Consider the following 19,764-nt stretch of genomic DNA (forward strand, 5'->3'; position numbering starts at 1 on the left):
TCGATTGTTCTGTTTGTTCGAACCTGTGCCGCCGCGCGCCTGGATCAGCTGGTCATGCTGGCGGGCAGGGACATTTCGCCGCAGTCTGCGCAAGGTAGTGGCCGGGAAGAATCGCTACCGACAAATACTTACTTCAGGATTCTCTGAACTATCGACCGGCAACCGGGTTAGACTCTGGCGATTTCCACCCTGCGGACCCTGCGCCATGGCCTCATCGCTGCCCGACCTGAAACTGCTGCGTATCTTCGCCAGCGTGGTGCGCCACCAGGGGTTCGCCAACGCCCAGCGGGATCTCAACCTGTCCACCTCGGCGATCAGCACCTACATGAGCCAGCTGGAAAGCGCCCTGGGGATCGTGCTGTGCCACCGTGGTCGGGGCGGCTTCAGCCTGACCAGCAAGGGCGAGCTGTTCCACCAGGAGACCTTGCGCCTGCTCGGCGAGCTGGATGGCTTCGAACAGTACGCCGCGGCGCTAAAGGGCGAGCTGCGCGGCACTCTGAACCTGGGGGTGATCGACTCCACCGTTGGCGACAGCGCCCTGCCGCTGGCCGAGGCCATCGGCGCCTACAGCCAGGAACACCCGGCGGTGCATCTGCACCTGTCGGTCTCCAGCCCCTACGAACTGCAGCTCGGGGTGCAGGACAACCGCCTGGACCTGGCCATCGGCGCGTTCTCCTCGCGTATGAGCGGGCTGGTCTACCAGCCGCTGTACCGCGAGCAGCACTGGTTGTATTGCAGTAGCCGTCACGCGTTGTTCGGCGAGCGGCGTATTCCGGAGCCGGTGGTCACCCAGCAGCGTATGGTCGGGCGGGGTTATTGGAGCCAGGCCGAGCTCGCCCGGCATGGCTTCAAGCACAGCGCGGCCACCGTGGAGAGCATGGAGGCGCAGTTGATTCTGATTCTTTCCGGCGCCTACATCGGCTACTTGCCCGAGCACTATGCCCAGGCCTGGGTCGACAAGGGCGACCTGCGCGTGCTGTCGCCGGCCACGTTCGGTTACCAGGCGCCGTTCTCCCTGATCATCCGCCGTGGTCGTAGCCGGGAACCGTTGATTCAGACATTCCGCGACTTGCTCAAGAGCCAGCTCAACGTGGGTTGAACCAGACCGATTCAGGACATTTCGTCAGTTCCAGACCATTTCCTACAGAAACTTGACCGCTGGCATGCTGGCCTTCTGCTAAATATCTACTTGCTCTGATGATTTTCCCACTCATCCGGATAAGCAAGGGATCGCCAACGATGCGCATGAATTTGCCCGTCACCGAGCACGAAAGAACCTTTCCCCAAGACCAGCGGCTGATCTCCACCACCGACCTGAACAGCCGCATCACCTATTGCAATGACGCATTCGTGGCCATCAGCGGCTTCACCTACGACGAACTGGTGGGCCAGCCGCACAACCTGGTGCGCCACCCGGACATGCCTGCGGCGGTCTTCGGGCATATGTGGGACACCCTCAAGCAGGGCAAACCCTGGATGGGCGTGGTCAAGAACCGCGCCAAGAACGGCGATTTCTATTGGGTCAGCGCCTACGTCACGGCGGTGTATGAAAACGGCCGCATCAGTGGCTACGAATCGGTGCGCTCGGTGCCAAGCCGGGAGCAGATCCGCCGGGCGCAGAGGCTGTATGCCCGTCTGCGTGCAGGGCGCTCGCCGGTACCGCTGGCGGCGCGTCTGGGCCATGAAGTTGGCCATGGCTGGCCGCTGATCGGCGCGGGATTACTGTCGGCCGCCGCTTACCTGTGGTTGCCGCCGTACGCGGCGCTGGGGGTGCTGATGGCCAGCCTGCTGGCGGCCTGGTACGCGATCGAGCACCGGCAGAACCAGTCGATCCGACGCACCCTCGAAGAGCACCCCAAGGCTTTCACCAGCCCGCTGGTCGCCCTGACCTACAGTGACAACCCCGGGCTGCAAGGCCAGCTCGACCTGGCCATCATCAGCGAGGAGGCGCGCCTGCAGACCGCGCTGACCCGCCTGGTGGATGCCGGTGTCGGGGTCAAGTCGCGGGCCGCGCAGTCCGCCGGGCTGTCCGATGCCCAGGCGCAGATGCTCGACCGCCAGCGCAGCGAAACCGACCAGTCGGCCACCGCCATCGCGCAGATGGCGGCGACCATCCAGCAGGTCACCCATAACGTGCAGACCACCGCCCACGCCGCCAGCGACGCCGACCAGCTGGCCCAGCAGGGCAGCGACCTGGCGCAGCAGAGCCTGCGGGCCATGGGCAGCATGAGCGAGGCGGTCAGCGACATCGGTCAGGCGGTCAACGCCCTGGCCGAGCAGACCCAGTCGATTGGCAGCGTGGTGGATGTGATCACCTCGATCGCCGAGCAGACCAACCTGCTGGCGCTCAATGCCGCCATCGAGGCGGCACGGGCCGGCGAGCAGGGCAGGGGCTTCGCCGTGGTGGCGGACGAGGTACGGTCGCTGGCGCAGCGCACCCGCACCTCGACCGAGGAGATCCACCACATCATCTCGACCCTGCGTTCCGGTGCCGACCGCGCGGTGGCCAGCGCCAGCCGTGGGCAGCAGATCTCCAGCGACAGCGTGCATAGCGTCGAGGCGGTGCAACAGGCGTTGGCGGGCATCGTCCAAGCGATCAGCCGCATCACCGGCATGAGCCAGCAGATGGCCACGGCGTCCGAGCAGCAGAGCCATGTGGCCGAGGACATCAACCAGCAGATCGTGCGCATCGCTCAGTTGTGCGACGAGAGCGCGGGGCAGGCCAAGCAGGGGGCCGAGATCAGCCAAGACCTGGAGCGGATGGCGGAGTACCTGCACAGCCTGGCGGAGCGGTTCAACCGCTGATGCGCGTTGCCTTCATCGCCGGCAAGCCGCCTCCCGCGTAGCGCAAGGCTTGAGGTTTGCGCGTTCGGTGTGGGAGCCGGCTTGCCGGCGAAAGGCCCGCAAAGCGGGCCCAAATTTCCAGCCTGTGGCAAAATCCCTCCGCCAACGGAGACCCCCATGCCCAGACCCCGCTGCGAGCGCTGCCAGCGCCCGCTCGCCCATTGCCTCTGCCCACTGATCCCGCACCTGGACAGCCGCACCCGCGTGGTCGTGCTGCAACACCCCAGTGAAACCGCCCACGCCTTGAATACGGCACGCCTGGCGGCCCTTGGCTTGGTCAATGCCGAGCTGCGGATCGGCGAGGTGTTCGATGACCTTGAGACATTGCTGGCGACACCGGGTTATCGCCCGGTGCTGTTGTTCCCAGGTGATGAGGCAGAGGTCTTGCAGGCATATGGGCAGGGAGATGATCTGCCATTGCTGCTGATCGTACCCGACGGTACCTGGCGCAAGGCACGCAAGATGCTCTACCTGAACCCGCAGCTGGAAGCATTGCCACGGGTAACGCTGGGCGCGGTCCTGCCTTCGCGCTACCGGTTGCGCAAGGCACCTGAGCCAGGCGCAGTATCCACCCTCGAGGCGATCGTGCAGGCGCTGAACGTGCTGGAAGCGCCTGCTGGCTTCGATGCGTTGTTGCGCCCGTTCGAGGCGTTGATCGACGGGCAGATCGCAGCCATGGGCGCCGAGACGTTTCAACGGAATCATGGGCAGGACTGAGCTGATGACGCATTGCTTTGGGTAGACCACTGTAGGAACGGTTTTAGCCGCGATCACCCGCGAAGCGGGTTCCAGGCACCGCGTCGCCGGCATCGCGGCTGAAGCCGCTCCTACAGAAGTCCCTGCTATGACGTGAAGTTACCGCTCGCGCAACGCCTCGGTCCGGGCCTTCATCACCGGCTTCAACAGATAGTCCAGCACGCTCTTCTGCCCGGTGATGATATCCACCGTGGCGACCATCCCCGGGATGATCAGCAGCGGCTTGTTGTCGCCACCCAGGTGGTTCTTGTCGGTGCGCACCTGGATCAGGTAGAACGCATTGCCCTTGTCGTCGGTGACGGTGTCCGCGCCGATCAGCTCCAGCTTGGCCTTGAGCCCGCCATAGATGGTGTAGTCGTAGGCGCTGAACTTGACCATCGCGGTCTGTCCAGGATGCAGGAACGCCACGTCCTGCGGCCGTACCTTGGCCTCGATCAGCAGGTTGTCCTCGATCGGCACGATCTCCACCAGGTCGCTGCCCGGCTGCACCACGCCGCCGATGGTGTTGACCTTGAGCAGCTTGACGATGCCGCGCACCGGCGACACCACGGTGGTGCGGTTGACCCGGTCGTCGATGGCGATGCTGGTGGCGGTAATCTTCGACAGTTCGGTGCGCTTGTCGTTGAGCTCCTTGGCGGCGTCGGAGCGAAAGCTTGCGTCCGATTCCTGGATCTTGCTGCGGATCTCGGCGATCGCCGCTTCGGCGCGAGGTATGGCCAGGTTGGTCGCGTTCAGCTGGCCGCGCGCCTCGACGCTGCGCTGCTTGAGGCGCAGGATCTCCACCGGGGAGATGGCGCCCTTGCTCACCAGCGGCGAGGACATGTCCAGTTCCTGCTGCAACAGGCCCACTGCCGAGCGGTACTGGTCGACCTTGGAACGGAACTCGGCCAGCTCCTGGGTCTTTTGCCGCAGCTGTTCATTGAGGGTCTGCTTCTCGCTGGTCAGGCGGCGCTGGCGTGATTCGTAAAGCGCGGCCTCGTCCTCGGCCACCTGTGGCGCCTTGGCGCGGACTTCGCTCGACAGCACGAAGGGGCGTCCTTCGGATTCGGCCGACAGGCGTTCCACCTGCGCGCTGAGGGCGTAACGGTCGGCCTCGCTTTCACCCTTGTTCGACTTGAAGCGCGTGTCATCCAGGCGCAGGAGGGTGGCGCCCTTGTCGACCATCTGCCCCTCGCGCACGAAGATCTCGGTGACGATGCCGCCTTCGAGGTTCTGCACCACCTGCACCTTGCTCGACGGGATGGCCTTGCCTTCGCCGACGGTGACTTCGTCGAGCACCGCGAAGTTGGCCCAGACCAGCGCCACCAGCAGCAGGATCGCCGCCAGCCACACGGTCAGGCGCGACAGGCTGGGCGACTCCTGCAGGGTGGCGCCGGCCAGCTCCGGCATATAGTCGCGTTCGGCGCGGCTGTCGCCGCCCTGGAGGTAGCTGCGCACGCTGTGGCTGATGGGCATGTTCTACCTCCGATGCAGGCCGGGGCCCGCTCCCACAGGGATTCAACAGTGTTGGTTCACAGCGCCGCGCCGATACGGCCCTTGCGCAGCGCGTCGATGACCGCATCCTTCGGCCCGTCGGCAACGATCTTGCCGTTGTCCAGTACCAGCAGCCGGTCCACCAGGCTGAGCATCGAGGTGCGGTGGGTGACCAGCAGCAGGGTCTTGCCGGGCACCCAGTTCAGCAGGCGCTGGCGCAGTTGCTCCTCGCTGCTGTTGTCCATGTGGCTGGTGGGCTCGTCGAGTATCAGGATCGGCGGCTCCAGCAGCAGGGCCCGGGCCAGCAGCACGGCCTGGCGCTGGCCGCCGGAGAGCAGTTGGCCGCGCTCGCCCACCGGGCGATCGAAGCCTTGCGGGTGCTGGCGGGCCAGCTCGCTGACGCCGGTCAGTTCGGCGACTTCCAGCATGCGTGCGTCGCTGACGTGGCGTGCGCCGAGGGTGAGGTTGTCGCGCAGGCTGCCGGCCAGCAGCGGCAGGTCGTGGGCCACGTAGCCGAGCTGGCTGCGCAGGTCGCTGATATCCAGTTGGCGCAGGTCGAGGTTGTCCAGCAGCACTTGGCCTTCGTCGGGGTGATGGAAGCCCATCAACAGCCGGGCAAGGGTGCTCTTGCCCGAGCCACTGCGGCCAATGATGCCGATGCGCTCGCCCGGCTTGAGGGTGGCGCTCACGTCGTTGAGGGCCGGTGCCGTTTGCCCGGCGTAGCGGAAGGTGGCGTGGTTGATGGTAATGCCACCTTGCAGCGCGGTGTGCTCCAGCGCCTGGTGCTCGGCCTCGCGCTCCTGGGGCAGGCTCATCAGGGCGTCGGTGCTGCGCATGGTCAGCTGGGCCTGCTGGTAGCGGGTGATCAGCCCGGCGATCTGGCCGAGCGGGGCGAGCACTCGGCTGCCGAGCATGTAGCTGGCCACCAGCGCGCCGACACTGAGGTTGCCGGCGATGATGCTGTACACCCCGGCGACGATCGTCGCCATGCCGCAGAACTGCTGGATGAACAGCGTGCCATTGCTGGCCAGCGACGACAGGTTGCGGGCATGTGCGTCGAGGCGGGCGATGGCGCCGTTGGTGTGTTCCCATTGGTACTGGCGCTCGCTTTCGGCGCCGCAGGCCTTGAGGGTTTCCAGGCCGCCGAGGGTCTCGATCAGCAGCGCCTGGCGCACCGCGCCGAGGCTCAGGCTTTTTTGCACGGTGTCGCGCAGGCGCACCTGGATGAACAGCGCCAGGCCTACCGCCAGCGGGAAGGCGATCAGCGGGATCACCACCAGCCAGCCTCCGAGCAGGCCGATTACTAGCAGCATCAGGGCCACGAACGGCAGGTCGATGATGCTGGTCAGGGTTACTGCGGTGAGGAATTCACGCAGCCCTTGGAAGTCATGGATGCTCTGGGCGAAGCCGCCGATGGTGGCCGGGCGCGCCTTCATGCTCATGCCGGTGATGCGTTCGAACAAGGTGGCGGAGAGAATCAGGTCGGTCTTCTTGCCGGCCTGGTCCAGCAGGTGGGCGCGAACCATGCGCAGCACCAGTTCGAAGGCGGTACCGATGAACAGGCCGGCGACCAGCACCCACAGGGTGGACAGCGCCTGGTTGGGGACCACGCGGTCGTAGGTCTGCATGACGAACAGCGGCACCATCAGGCCCAGCAGGTTGATCAGCAGGCTGGCCAGCAGGGCATCACTGTACAGCCAGCGGGAGTGGCGCAGGGTGTCGCGGAACCAGGCGTTGACCCGCGGGATCAGCGGCGCACGCACGTCCTCCAGGGTATGCCGGGGGCGGGCGAACAGAGCCTGGCCGCTGTAGGCCTGCGCCAGGGCCTCGCGCTCGACCCACTGCTCACCGCCTTCGGCTTCGCAGGGCAGCAGCAATGCCCGGCCGTTTTCGCCCCAGCGTTGCAGCACGGCGCTGCGGCCATCATCGAGGATCAGCAGCACCGGCAAGTTGAGCGGGGAGATGGCGTCCAGGTCACGCCGCAGCACGCGAGCCTGCAACCCGGCGCGTGCGGCGGCGCGGGGCAGCAGGCCCAGGCCCAGGCGTTGCTCGGCCAGTGGCAGGCCACTGCACAGGCTGGCACGGCTGGCCGTGCAGCCATGCAGCTTGCACAGGATCAGCAGGCCATCGAGCAACGGATCATCAACATCCAGGCGCGGTTGCGCGCTTTGCATACTGGTCACGATGGCCTACTCCTGCCGCGGTGGACGGGAAATGGGCGCTGGCGAAAAAGTCCCTTGTCTCGTCAGAACCTAACGCATGTCAGGCAATTTCGCCTCGTTGCGCACTTCGGTCTTGGCGATGGCCTCCGGCGGCAGCGAGATACGCTGCTTGCTCAGCAGCTCGCCCATGGTCGCCAGCACCCGGTACATGGAGAACTCTTCGGTATAGCGCACCTCGGTGTAGCGACGGTTGGCGTTGTACAGCTCGTTCTCGCTGTCGAGCACGTCGAGCAGGGTGCGCTGGCCCAGGCCGAACTGGTCCTGGTAGGCGGCACGCACGCGCTGGGTGGTCTCGGCGTACTCGCGGGCGCTCGGGGTCTGCTTGCGGGCGTTGTTCATCGCGTTCCAGGCCAGGCTGAGGTTTTCGTTCAGCTCGCGCAGGGCGTTGTTGCGGATGTCCATCGCCTGGTTGATCTTGTGCGCGTCCGACTGCAGGCGGGCCTTGTCGCTGCCGCCGCGGAACAGGTTGTAGCTGAGCTCGACGCCGGCCTGCCAGTCATTGTTGTCGTGGCCCTTCTGGCCGCCGAGGTTGTTGTTGGCGCCGGTGGCCAGCACCGCGTCCAGGCGTGGGTAGAAGGGCGACTTGGCCACTTCGTACTGCTGCTCGGCGGAGCGCACATCAGCCTGCGCCGACTTGAGGTAGGGGTTGTTCTCCAGCATGCCCTGGCGGGCATTGAGCAGGTCGCCCGGTACTTCGCCCTTGATCGTGACGGGCGTTTCCAGCTCGTCGGGCAGACGCCCGACTACGCTGTAGAAGTTGGCCTCGGCGTCGGCCAGGTCGACCTCGGCGGTGTCCAGGTTGTTTTCGGCCAGGGCGCGACGGGCGCGGGACTGGTCGAGGTCGGCGGTGCTGCCCACGCCGCGTTCGCTGCGCAGGCCGATCTGGTCGTTGACCCGCAGGTGGGCCTGCAGGTTGTTCTTGGCCAGGGTTACCAGTTCACGGCGCTTGAGCACCTCGAGGTAGACCTCGATGGCGCGCAGGGCGATGCTCTCGGCGGTGGCCTGGGTGTAGTAGGCGCGCGAGGTGGCCACCGCTTCGGTGCGGGCGACCTCGTTGGAGGTATTGAAGCCGTCGAACAGCATCTGCCGCAGACGCAGCTCGGATTGGGTGTAGTTGAGCGTTTCCTTGTTGTGGTTACGGGTGCCGTCCGGGTTGAAGCCGCGGGTGTTGGTGTTGTCCGAACGTTGCCGGCCGTAGCCTGCGACCAGATCGACGGTTGGGTAGTACCCCCCGCGGGCGAACTTCACATCCTCGTCGGCCGACAGCCTGCTGTTGCGGCTGGCGCTGATCTCGGGATGCTGGTCCACGGCGTTCTGGACAGCCTCGGTAATCGACATCGCCTGACTGTTGGCACACGCCATGGCCAACAAAATCGCACTGGTGATGGGGGTTAAAGCGCGCATGGGGTACATCTCCCTGGTCTTGAATAATGTCCTGCTATTCGCCAAAAAAATGACGAAAAATTAGAATCAAACCGTTTCAGGTTTGTAACAACAGAGCTAAGAACATTTATCGGGCGAGCTAAGAAGATTTTTTCATAAGATATATGCGAAAAAAAACTTATGCGGTCTAAGGAATCCGGGACATTGTTTCATTCAGGTGGTTACGGGAATTGGCTGGGACAGGCGATTTTCGGGCCTTGGTGAAAGTTCCAGATTTTTTGCAGCTAAGGAGACAGGGGAGGAAGGCGAAAGCTGAATTTGGCGACAAAAAAATGGCACTCAATAATGGCCATTCGCCCAGTTCACTATCGCGGCAGTCGTCACAGGGAGCGTGGTTTCTCACGAACGTGACAGCAACGGTTCCAACAACCATGGCACTCGGAACCTTGCGCACATTACCCGGCACGCCTTGATCTGCGAAAAGCCCATCGGCAGGGGAGGCGTACGCTCATGGCTAAATTAGTCGGTGTGGTCGGCAAGGTAGTCGGCCAGGTATTCGCGGTGGGCGATGACGGTCATCGCCGTCTGTTGGTGGAAGGGGATCGCCTGTTCGCCGGCGAGCAACTGGAGACCGGGAGCGAGGGTGCGGTGGCGGTGCGCTTGCAAAACGGTGCCGAGTTGACCCTGGGCCGTGGCAGCAGCCTGGAGATGACCCCCGACCTGCTGGCCAATCGCGCCCCTCATGTACAAGCGCCGGACACGCAGCCCAGCAACGCCCAACTCAGTGATGTCGAGCAACTGCAAAAAGCCATTGCCGCAGGCGCCGACCCCACGCAGGAAGCCGAAGCGACCGCGGCGGGCGGCAACCCTGGTGGCGTGTCGGGTGCGCTCGGTGGCGGCCACAGTTTCGTGATATTGACCGAGGTGGCCGGTCGAGTGGATCCCACCATTGGTTTCCCTACGGCGGGCTTCAACGGCTTCCCTTTGCTGGCCAACCTCGAGCTTGGTGGGCTCGATGGCAATGACGCGGCGCCCCTGCCGGCTGGCGCGCCACCCGCCGACAATCCGGTCAGCCTCACCGGCCTGGATGTCAGCCCTGCCGAATTGACCCTGGACGAGGCCAACCTGCCCCAGGGCTCGGCCAGCAACCCTGCGGCCTTGACTCAGTCGGGCAGCTTCACGGTGATTGCCGCCGATGGCGTGTTCAACCTCAGTGTCGGTGGCATCAATGTGGTCACCGCGGGCGTGGTGACCGGCGTCGGCCAGTCCATCGTCACCGGACTCGGCAATGTGCTGACCATCACTGGCTACAACCCGGCCACGGGCGTGGTGAGCTACAGCTACACCCTGACCGGCGCGGAACATCACCCGGACGGAGCGGGGACGAATGCGCTGGGCGAGCAGTTCCCGGTACTGGTCAGCGACACCGATGGCGATGTGGCCAGCGGCACGCTGGACGTGATTGTCCGTGACGACGTGCCACGCGCCGTGAACGACAGCAATGCCACCACCGCCACCGAGCAGCACCTGGAACTCAGCGGCAATGTGCTGACCAACGATATCCAAGGGGCGGACCGCATCCCCAGCGGGCCGGTGGTGGCCGGCACCTTTGTCGGCACCTACGGCACCCTGGTCCTGGCGGCGGACGGTTCCTACACCTACACCCTCAACAGCAACGACCCGGACTTCAAGAACCTGCACGGTGGCGGCAGTGGAGTAGAGAACTTCACCTACACCCTGAAGGACGCCGACGGCGACACCAGCACCGCGACCCTGACCCTCAACGTCAGCAACCTAAACGATCCGGTGACCCTGGGTGGCTTGGAGGTGAACGGTGGCGAACTGACCGTCTACGAGAAGAACCTGGCCGACGGCAGCGCGCCAAACCTGGGCGCGTTGACCCAGAGTGGCACTTTCACGGTCAGCGCGCCCGATGGCCTGCAGAGCCTGAGCGTTGGCGGCATCAGCGTGGTCAGCGGCGGCGTGGCGGCAGGCTTCCCGCAGTCGATCACCACGGCGTTGGGTAACACCCTGACCATCACCGGCTATAACCCAGCCACGGGTGTGATCAGCTACAGCTACACCTTGCTGGACAACGAGAGCCACGCCAACGGCGACGGCGCCAACAGTTTGTCCGAGCATTTCACCGTCACGGCCACTGACACTGACGGCAGCTCGGCCAGTGGCTCGCTGGACGTGAACATCGTCGATGACCTGCCCAAGGCCGTGAACGACAGCAATGCCACCACCGCTACCGAGCAGCATCTGGAACTCAGCGGCAATGTGCTGACCAACGATATCCAAGGGGCGGACCGCATCCCCAGCGGGCCGGTGGTGGCCGGCACCTTTGTCGGCACCTACGGCACCCTGGTCCTGGCGGCGGACGGTTCCTACACCTACACCCTCAACAGCAACGACCCGGACTTCAAGAACCTGCACGGTGGCGGCAGTGGGGTAGAGAACTTCACCTACACCCTGAAAGACGCCGACGGCGACACCAGCACCGCGACCCTGACCCTCAACGTCAGCAACCTAAACGACCCGGTGACCCTGGGTGGCTTGGAGGTGAACGGTGGCGAACTGACCGTCTACGAGAAGAACCTGGCCGACGGCAGCGCGCCAAACCCGGGCGCGTTGACCCAGAGTGGCACTTTCACGGTCAGCGCGCCCGATGGCCTGCAGAGCCTGAGCGTCGGCGGCATCAGCGTGGTCAGCGGCGGCGTGGCGGCAGGCTTCCCGCAGTCGATCACCACGGCGTTGGGTAACACCCTGACCATCACCGGCTATAACCCAGCCACGGGTGTGATCAGCTACAGCTACACCTTGCTGGACAACGAGAGCCACGCCAACGGCGACGGCGCCAACAGCCTGTCCGAGCATTTCCCCGTCACGGCCACTGACACTGACGGCAGCTCGGCCAGTGGCTCGCTGGACGTGAACATCGTCGATGACCTGCCCAAGGCCAACCCCGATGCTGCCAGTGTCGTCGAAGGCGGCACGGTCAGCGGCAATGTGCTCGACAACGACACCTCCGGCGCGGATGTGCGCGCCGATGGCAAGTACGTGGTCGGCGTGCGTGCCGGCTCCGATACCTCGACCTCGGCCAGCGGCCAGCTGAGCAGCCCGGTCCAGGGCCAGTACGGCTACCTGACCCTGGACGCCCAAGGCAACGCCACCTATCACGCCAATCCCAACGCCGTGGCGCCGGCTGGGGCCACGGACGTCTTCGTCTATACCGTGCGCGACAGCGACGGCGACGAAAGCACCACTACCATCACCATCGATGTACGCGATTGCTCGCTGATTGCCGGGGCCGATAGCGAGGTCACGGTTTACGAGAAGGCACTCGACCTGAACAAGGATGGCAACGACCTGGCCGGGGGCAACGTCACCGGCAGCGAGCCGGGCTCCACCGGCGAGACGGCCAGCGGCTCGTTGGCTAGCTCCGTCAGTGGTGGTGTGGGCGGGCTGACCTTCAACCTGGTCGGCAACGCCACCGGCCAGTACGGCCAGATCCAGCTGAATTCGGACGGCACCTACACCTACACCCTGACCTCGGCACCGAACTCACCGAATCATGTCAACGACGGCCCGAATGTGCTGACGGAAACCTTCACCTACCAGGTGAAGGACTCGCTCGGCAACACCACCACCAGCACCATCGTGATCAGCATCGTCGACGACGTGCCCAAGGCCCACAGCGACTTCGCCAATGTCTATGAAGGCGGCACGGTCAGCGGCAACGTGCTGGTCAACGACGTGACCGGTGCCGATGTGCGTGCCGACGGACAATACGTGGTCGGCGTGCGTGCCGGCAGCGACACCTCGACCTCGGCCATCGGCCAGCTCGGCAGCAACGTGGCGGGCCAGTACGGCTACCTGACCTTGGATGCCCAGGGTAACGCCACCTATCACGCCAATCCCGATAGCGTGGCGCCAGCGGGCGCAACGGACGTGTTCGTCTACACCATCCGCGATGCCGATGGTGACGAAAGCACCACTACCATCACCATCGATGTGCATGACATCTCGCTGGTGGCCTGCCCGGATGACACGGCCAAGGTCTACGAAAAGGCCTTGGACCTTACCAAGGACGGCAACGACCTGGCTGCCGGCAACGTCACCGGCAGCGACCCGCATGCCACCACGGAAACCACCAGCGGTTCGCTGGCAGGCTCGGTCAGCGGCGGTATCGGTGCCTTGACCTTCACCCTGGTCGGCAATGCCACCGGCCAGTATGGCCAGATCCAGTTGAACAGCGATGGCAGCTACACCTACACCCTGACCTCGGCGCCGAACTCGCCCAACCACGTCAACGATGGCCCGAACGTGGTCACCGAGAGCTTCACCTACCAGGTCAAGGATTCGCTCGGCAACACCACCACCAGTACCATCGTGGTCAGCATCGTCGACGACGTGCCCAAGGCCCATTGCGATGTGGCCTCGGTCAAGGAGGGCGCCAGTGTCAGCGGCAACGTGCTGGACAACGATGTAGTCGGCGCCGATGTGCGTGCCGATGGTCAATACGTGGTCGGTGTGCGCGCCGGCTCCGACACCTCTACCTCGGCCATCGGCCATGTCGGCGACACCATCGTCGGCCAGTACGGCTACCTGACCCTGGACAGCCAGGGCAACGCCACCTACCACGCCAACCCCGACAGCGTTCCGGCCGCCGGCGCGACCGACAGCTTCGTCTACACCATCCGCGATGCCGACGGCGACGAGAGCACCACGACCATTCGCATCAATGTGCAGGACAGCAAGCTGGTGGCGTGCGAGGACAACGACGTCACCGTGTACGAGAAAGCCCTGGACCTGCACAAGGATGGCAATGACCTGGCCGCCGGCACCGTCACCGGCAGCGACCCGGGTTCCACTGGCGAGACGGCCTCCGGCAGCCTGGTCGGTTCGGTCCAGGGCGGCGTCGGCGCGCTGACCTACAGCCTGGTCGGCAATGCCGTAGGCCAGTACGGGCAGATCCAGCTCAATGCCGACGGTTCCTACACCTACACCCTGACCTCGGCACCGAAGACCCCGGGTGGTGCCAACGACGGCGCCAACACGGTCAACGAGTACTTCACCTACAAGGCTACAGACGCCTTGGGCAACAGCGTCACCAGCACCATCGCCATCAACATCGTCGACGATATGCCGACGGTCCAGTGCGCGGTACGCAGCATCACGCCCGGCCAGGTGGACTCCAACATCCTGCTGGTGGTGGATGTTTCCAGCAGCATGGCGGCAAGCTCCGGCGTGCCGGGGCTGACCCGCCTGGAACTGGCCAAGCAGGCGATCAATGCCTTGCTCGACAAGTACGACGAGATGGGCGACATCAAGGTGCAGATCGTTACCTTCGGCACCGGTGCGCAGGTGCAGACCCCGGTGTGGGTCACGATCGGCGAGGCCAAGAACCTGATCGCCGGGCTCAGCCCAGGTGGCTCGACCTACTACGATTCGGCGGCGACCAAGGCCCAGGAAGCCTTCGCCACCACCGGCAAGCTGGTGGGCGCGCAGAACATCAGCTACTTCTTCTCCGACGGTGAGCCCACCAATGGTCATGCCATGACCGCGCCACGGGAAGCTGCCTGGGAAACCTTCCTCGACAGCAACGGCATCAAGTCCTACGCCATCGGCATGGGCAGTGGGGTCAACGAGGGCAACCTCAATCCGCTGGCCTACGACGGCAGCAGCCATACTGACACCAACTCGGTAGTGGTCACCGACCTCAGCCAGCTGAGTGCGGTGCTTTCCGGCACGGTGCAGGGCGCGCCGATCACCGGCAGCCTGATGAGCGGCGGCGACTTCGGGGCCGACGGTGGCTTCATCAAGGCGTTGCTGGTGGACGGCACCACCTACACCTACGATCCGAAGGCCAATGGCGGGCAGGGCGGCTATGCGGCCAGTGGCGGGGTGGACAAGGCCTCGTTCGACGCCGTGAGCAACAGCCTGAACATCAAGACCGGCCTGGGCGGCACCCTGGTGGTGAACATGGACAACGGCGAGTTCACCTACACGCCACCGAAGGACAACGGCAGCGGACAGGTGGAGAAGTTCGGCTTCACCGCCAGCGACAACGACGGCGATACCCGCAGTGCCAGCCTGACGATCAACATCAACAGCAATGGCGCGCCGATCGCTGGTGCCGACCACATCATCACCAATATCAAGGGCGCCACCCTGACGGTGCCGGCAGAGGCGCTGCTGGCCAATGACCGCGACCCGGACCACGACACCCTGAGTGCCGCGCCGACCACCTTCAATACCAACTTCGCCGACAAGGGCGCAGGCTTCACGGCGGGCACCCAGGCGCAGACCATCAAGTTCGACGCCACCGCCAACAAGGCCGAGAACCAGTTGCGCGACCTGGCCCGCAGCGAGTTCACCACCCTTAACGGCAGCATGACCGCTGCCCTGGTGGTGGCTGGTTACCTGGGCTCGATCAGCACCGCCAATGCCAACGACGAGGACACCCTGACGGTGACCCTGCGCAAGGGCGAAACCCTGACACTCGACCATGACCGGCCCGCGGGCAACCTGCTGATGGAATGGAAGGATGCCAGTGGCAGCTACCAGACCATCGCCGATGGCGGCAGCTTCACGGCCACCCATGACGGGGTTTACAGCATCCATGTGATCAATACCGAGAACGCCACCGGCAACAGCAAGGCTGCCGAGAACTACAAGCTGAGCCTGGTGGTGGACTACAGCAATGCCAGCAACGAGGACTATCACGGCAGCTACACCGTCAGCGACAACCATGGCGGCTACGGCACCGGAGCGGTGGATATCACTTACCAGGCCGGCAACACCCTTACCGGCACCAGCGGTGACGATGTGTTGCTGGCCGGGGCCGGCGATACCACCCTCAACGGTGGCGCCGGCAACGATGTGCTGGTGGCGGGGGCGGGCAACAACAGCCTGCACGGTGGTGATGGCGACGACCTGCTGATCGGTGGTCCTGGCAACGATCTGCTCGACGGCGGAGCCGGCAATGACACTGCCAGCTACGCCAAGGCCACCGCCGGCGTGACCGTGGACCTTGGCCATGTCGGGCAGCAGAACACCGTCGGCGCCGGGCTGGACACCCTCAATGGCATCGAGAACCTGATCGGCTCGGACTACAACGACACCTTGACCGGCAATGACGGTGACAACCTGCTCAACGGCGGCGCAGGCAACGATCTGCTCAAGGGCGGCGGCGGCAACGACATCCTGATTGGCGGGCCGGGCAACGACACCCTGACCGGTGGCAGTGGCAACGACAGCTTTGTCTGGCAGAAGGGCGAAACCGGGCATGACACCGTGACCGACTTCACCCCGGGCAGCGATCGCCTGGATCTGTCGCAACTGCTACAGGGCGAGAACGCCACCAGCGCCTCGCTGGACGACTACCTGCACTTCAAGGTCAGCGGCAGCGGCGTCAATGTGGTGTCGACCATCGAGGTCAGCAGCGTCGCTGGCGCGGCGCCGACCCAGACCATCGACCTGGCCGGAGTGGACCTGGCGCAGCATTACGGGGTGTCGGCCGGGGCGGGCGGACTGATCGCGGCCGGGCATGACACCGCGACCATCATCAACGGCATGCTCAATGACCATTCGTTGAAGGTGGATACGGTGTAAGCCAGCAGCCCATCGCGGGGCAAGCCCGCCCCGCGATGGCGTCACCGTGGCCGGTGCAAGGTCTTCTGCTTGAGGATCCAGGCGCTGACCAGCACCGCGCTGGTCAGCATGAACGCCCGCGCCCAGAACAACGGCACCAGGTAGCAGGACAGCCCGATGCTGGCCCACATCAACCCGATTGCGTAGACCTTGCCCTTGAGCGGAATCCCCTCACCGCTGAGGTAGTCGCGGATCCACGGCCCGAGTTTCGGGTGGTTCACCAGCCAGTGGTGAAAACGTGGCGAGCTGCGGGCGAAGCAGGCCGCCGCCAGCAGCAGGAACGGGGTGGTGGGCAATACCGGCAGGAAGATCCCCGCCACCCCCAGCGCGACGCTGAGCCAGCCGGCGGCCAGCAGCAGGTAGCGCACCACCTCGATCAGTGGTGGCGTGGCTTGAGCAGGGCGGGCTTCTCTTCGGGGGCGTGCAGCAGCAGGAACAGTGCGCTCAGTGCCTCGGGGATCTGCACGATCATGTCGTCCTGCAGGTTGGCGTTGCCGGCAATGTCGGCGAACTCGGGTTGTTCGTCGAACAGACCCGAGCCGACCATGATCGGCAGAAGCATTTCGCTGACTTCTTCCTCGGCGTTCTCGAACCAGGCCTCTTCGCGCAGGAACACGCCCTCCATGAAGCCGATGCACCAGCCGCGCAGGTCGGAATCGTCCGGCTCTTCGGTAAGGTCTAGTTCACAAGGCAGGTCGAATTCCTCGTCGCTGGCCAACTGGCGGGCGATGTGGCCCTTGAGCGCGACCAGGGTGGCCTCGATCTCGGTGCGCTGGGCATCGCTGGCGTAATGGGGCTCTTCGGCGAACAGCGCGTCGATCCATTCGCGTTCTGGAACTTCCTCGGAGCAGATCGACAGCGCGGTCAGGTAGCCGTGGGCGGCGACGTAGTCCAGCGCTTCTTCGTGCAGCTCATCGGCGTCGAGGAAGGCTTGCAGGCGGGTCAGTTGCTCGGCGAAGGACATTACAGGGCTACCTTGGGGAATAAACGATGCTGAATTCTAGCACCTTGCGGCGCTCGCGGGGCAAAGCGAACGTCTGTCACCGGGGCATGCCGGGGTACGCGGCAGTCGGGTATACTCCGCGGTTTTTCGTGCCAGGTGGCGTTTTGCGGCCATCCGGCAAAAACCGCTTACGCATTCGGTGTGTGCGCGGCGGATTTATCGTCCAGCCTGAGTCCAGGATGGTACGGCGATTTTGGAGTGGCAAATGCTCGAACAGGCTCAGCGCGTCCTCAAGGATGTCTTCGGTTACGACAGTTTCCGCGGGCGCCAGGCAGCGATCATCGAATGTGTGGCGGGCGGCGGCGACGCGCTGGTACTGATGCCCACCGGTGGCGGCAAGTCCCTGTGCTTCCAGGTGCCCGGCTTGCTGCGCCCTGGCTTGACGGTGGTGGTGTCGCCGCTGATCGCGCTGATGGACGACCAGGTCGCTACCCTCGACGAGCTGGGCGTGGCCGCCGCTGCGCTGAACTCCACGCTCAGCGCCGAGCAGCAGCGCGACCTGGCCGGGCGCCTGCGCCGCGGCGAGGTGAAGATGCTGTACCTGGCCCCCGAGCGCCTGGTGCAGCCGCGCATGCTGGACTTCCTGCGCGGCCTGGACATTTCCCTGTTCGCCATCGACGAGGCCCACTGCGTCTCGCAATGGGGTCACGACTTCCGCCCCGAGTACCTGCAACTGGGCCAGCTCGCCGAGCTGTTCCCCCATGTGCCGCGCATCGCCCTGACCGCCACCGCCGACATGCGCACCCGCGAGGAGATCGTCCAGCGCCTGCACCTGCAGGGCGCCGAGCGTTTCCTGTCGAGCTTCGACCGGCCGAACATCTTCTACCGCATCGTGCCCAAGGAGGCGCCGCGCAAGCAGTTGATGGCGTTCCTCGGCGAGCGGCGCGGCAACGCCGGCATCGTCTATTGCCTGTCGCGCAAGAAGGTCGACGAGACCGCGGCGTTTCTTTGCGAACAGGGTTTCCCGGCGTTGCCTTACCACGCCGGCCTGGCTGCGGAGACCCGCGCCGCCAACCAGCACCGCTTCCTCAACGAGGAAGGGCTGATCATGGTCGCGACCATCGCCTTCGGCATGGGCATCGACAAGCCCAACGTGCGCTTCGTCGCCCACCTCGACCTGCCCAAGTCGCTCGAGGCCTATTACCAGGAGACCGGCCGTGCCGGCCGTGACGGCCTGCCGTCGGATGCCTGGATGGCCTACGGCCTGCAGGACATGGTGATGCTCAAACAGATGCTGCAGAACTCCGAGGGCGACGAGCGCCACAAGCGCATCGAGCAGCACAAGCTCGACGCCATGCTGGCCCTTTGCGAGGAGACCCGTTGCCGTCGCCAGTCGTTGTTGGCCTATTTCGACGAGGTGCTGGAGCAGCCCTGCGGGCACTGCGACAACTGCGTCGACAATGTGCAGACCTGGGACGCCACCGAGCCCGCGCGCCAGGCCTTGTCGGCGGTGTTCCGCACCGGCCAGCGCTATGGTGTCGGCCATCTGGTCGACGTTCTGCTGGGCAAGGACAACGAGAAGGTGCGCAACTTTGGGCACGAGAAACTCTCGGTGTTCGGCGTCGGCAAGGCACTGGCCGAGGCCGAGTGGCGCTCGCTGTTCCGCCAGCTGGTTGCGCGTGGCCTGGTGGACATCGACCTGGAAGGCTACGGCGGCCTGCGCTTGTCCGACAGCTGCCGGCCCCTGTTGCGTGGCGAGGTGAACCTGCAACTGCGCCGCGACCTCAAGCCGCAGACCGTGGCCAAGGCGTCCGGTGGCAGCGGCGCCAGTCCGGCCAGCCAGTTGGTGCGCGCCGAGGAACGCGAACTGTGGGAGGCGTTGCGCACCCTGCGGCGCAAGCTGGCCGAAGAACACAGCGTACCGCCTTATGTCATCTTCCCCGACTCCACCTTGCTGGAGATGCTGCGCAGCATGCCCACCAGCCTCAGCGACATGGCCCAGGTCAGTGGCGTCGGTGCGCGCAAGCTGGAGCGTTACGGTCAGGCCTTCCTCGAAGTGCTCAACGGCGCAGGCGGTACGGAGGAGGCGCCAAAGGTAGTGCTTGACCTGCGTCACGAGCTGGTCAGCCTGGCGCGCGCAGGCATGACCCCGGCACAGATTGCCGGGCAGTTGAACTGCACGGAGAAGAACGTCTACAGCCTGTTGGCCGAAGCCATCGGCCGCCAGGAGCTGAGCCTGGAGCAGGCGCTGGATCTGCCCGAAGACTTGATGATGGAGGTGCAGGACGCCTTCCTCGACGGCGAGGGCGAGCTGCCGCCGGTGTCCGCAGTGGCGCCGCTGTTCGGCCAGCGGGTGCCGGAAGGTGTGCTGCACTGCGTGCGGGCGGCGCTGGCGGTGGAGTTCGGCGTGTGATTGCCGGCATTTGTGCCATTTGCTGACCTTTGTCAAACCCTTACATGATTATCAGTCATTTCCGTGGCGTC

Annotated in this window: 10 protein-coding genes and 1 pseudogene; 6 read left to right on the plus strand and 5 right to left on the minus strand. The window is 65.0% G+C overall.

Going from position 1 to position 19,764, the window contains the following annotated elements; genetic code table 11:
* Positions 1–205 precede the first annotated feature (205 nt).
* The 4 genes and pseudogenes from KSS90_RS07380 to KSS90_RS07390 all read left to right on the plus strand — a co-directional run bounded on the left by KSS90_RS07380 (position 206) and on the right by KSS90_RS07390 (position 3,561).
* Positions 206–1,099, plus strand: coding sequence for a LysR family transcriptional regulator (locus tag KSS90_RS07380; RefSeq protein WP_217868826.1), 894 nt, complete (start codon positions 206–208; stop codon positions 1,097–1,099).
* Positions 1,100–1,245: 146 nt separating this feature from the next.
* Positions 1,246–1,551, plus strand: a pseudogene (locus KSS90_RS25845) (PAS domain-containing protein); the annotation flags it as partial.
* 225 nt (positions 1,552–1,776) lie between these two features.
* Positions 1,777–2,805 (plus strand): methyl-accepting chemotaxis protein, encoded by a 1,029-nt coding sequence (locus tag KSS90_RS07385; protein WP_437180084.1) that lies wholly within the window; start codon positions 1,777–1,779, stop codon positions 2,803–2,805.
* Positions 2,806–2,961: 156 nt separating this feature from the next.
* The gene (locus tag KSS90_RS07390) at positions 2,962–3,561 is read left to right on the plus strand and encodes a tRNA-uridine aminocarboxypropyltransferase (protein ID WP_217868828.1); all 600 of its coding nucleotides are present in this window, start codon (positions 2,962–2,964) and stop codon (positions 3,559–3,561) included.
* 138 nt (positions 3,562–3,699) lie between these two features.
* On the opposite strand, the gene KSS90_RS07395 is transcribed toward KSS90_RS07390, so the two are convergent.
* The 3 genes from KSS90_RS07395 to KSS90_RS07405 form a co-directional block, all read right to left on the minus strand.
* Positions 3,700–5,055 carry an HlyD family type I secretion periplasmic adaptor subunit gene (locus tag KSS90_RS07395; protein ID WP_046854598.1) on the minus strand — a complete coding sequence of 452 codons (1,356 nt, stop codon included), beginning with the start codon at positions 5,053–5,055 and terminating at the stop codon, positions 3,700–3,702.
* A gap of 56 nt (positions 5,056–5,111) precedes the next feature.
* Entirely contained in the window at positions 5,112–7,247 is a 2,136-nt protein-coding gene (locus KSS90_RS07400) for a type I secretion system permease/ATPase (RefSeq protein WP_123902596.1), read from the minus strand.
* 78 nt (positions 7,248–7,325) lie between these two features.
* Entirely contained in the window at positions 7,326–8,699 is a 1,374-nt protein-coding gene (locus KSS90_RS07405) for a TolC family outer membrane protein (protein ID WP_102684321.1), read from the minus strand.
* 489 nt (positions 8,700–9,188) lie between these two features.
* Between KSS90_RS07405 and KSS90_RS07410 the strand changes: the two genes are divergently transcribed.
* On the plus strand, positions 9,189–16,298 hold the full coding sequence (locus KSS90_RS07410) for a retention module-containing protein (protein ID WP_217868829.1): 7,110 nt from the start codon (positions 9,189–9,191) through the stop codon (positions 16,296–16,298).
* A gap of 41 nt (positions 16,299–16,339) precedes the next feature.
* On the opposite strand, the gene KSS90_RS07415 is transcribed toward KSS90_RS07410, so the two are convergent.
* A complete protein-coding gene (locus KSS90_RS07415; protein WP_217868830.1) occupies positions 16,340–16,705 on the minus strand; it encodes a YbaN family protein in 366 nt (121 codons plus the stop codon).
* An 8-nt stretch (positions 16,706–16,713) separates the two neighbouring features.
* Positions 16,714–17,301 (minus strand): YecA/YgfB family protein, encoded by a 588-nt coding sequence (locus KSS90_RS07420; protein WP_023630694.1) that lies wholly within the window; start codon positions 17,299–17,301, stop codon positions 16,714–16,716.
* Between the two features lie 244 nt (positions 17,302–17,545).
* Here KSS90_RS07420 and recQ point away from each other — a divergent pair, with 244 nt between their 5' ends.
* Complete coding sequence (recQ, locus tag KSS90_RS07425; protein ID WP_217868831.1) at positions 17,546–19,693, plus strand: DNA helicase RecQ; 2,148 nt, start codon at positions 17,546–17,548, stop codon at positions 19,691–19,693.
* Positions 19,694–19,764 lie beyond the last annotated feature (71 nt).

It is taken from the genome of Pseudomonas maumuensis, assembly GCF_019139675.1.
Lineage (GTDB): Bacteria > Pseudomonadota > Gammaproteobacteria > Pseudomonadales > Pseudomonadaceae > Aquipseudomonas > Aquipseudomonas maumuensis.

Coding starts and splice junctions, on each gene's coding strand:
- KSS90_RS07380 (WP_217868826.1), top strand. CDS start 206: ATGGCCTCATCGCTGCCCGACCTGAAACTGCTGCGTATCTTCGCCAGC.
- KSS90_RS07385 (WP_437180084.1), top strand. CDS start 1,777: ATGGCCAGCCTGCTGGCGGCCTGGTACGCGATCGAGCACCGGCAGAAC.
- KSS90_RS07390 (WP_217868828.1), top strand. CDS start 2,962: ATGCCCAGACCCCGCTGCGAGCGCTGCCAGCGCCCGCTCGCCCATTGC.
- KSS90_RS07395 (WP_046854598.1), bottom strand. CDS start 5,055: ATGCCCATCAGCCACAGCGTGCGCAGCTACCTCCAGGGCGGCGACAGC.
- KSS90_RS07400 (WP_123902596.1), bottom strand. CDS start 7,247: ATGCAAAGCGCGCAACCGCGCCTGGATGTTGATGATCCGTTGCTCGAT.
- KSS90_RS07405 (WP_102684321.1), bottom strand. CDS start 8,699: ATGCGCGCTTTAACCCCCATCACCAGTGCGATTTTGTTGGCCATGGCG.
- KSS90_RS07410 (WP_217868829.1), top strand. CDS start 9,189: ATGGCTAAATTAGTCGGTGTGGTCGGCAAGGTAGTCGGCCAGGTATTC.
- KSS90_RS07420 (WP_023630694.1), bottom strand. CDS start 17,301: ATGTCCTTCGCCGAGCAACTGACCCGCCTGCAAGCCTTCCTCGACGCC.
- recQ (WP_217868831.1), top strand. CDS start 17,546: ATGCTCGAACAGGCTCAGCGCGTCCTCAAGGATGTCTTCGGTTACGAC.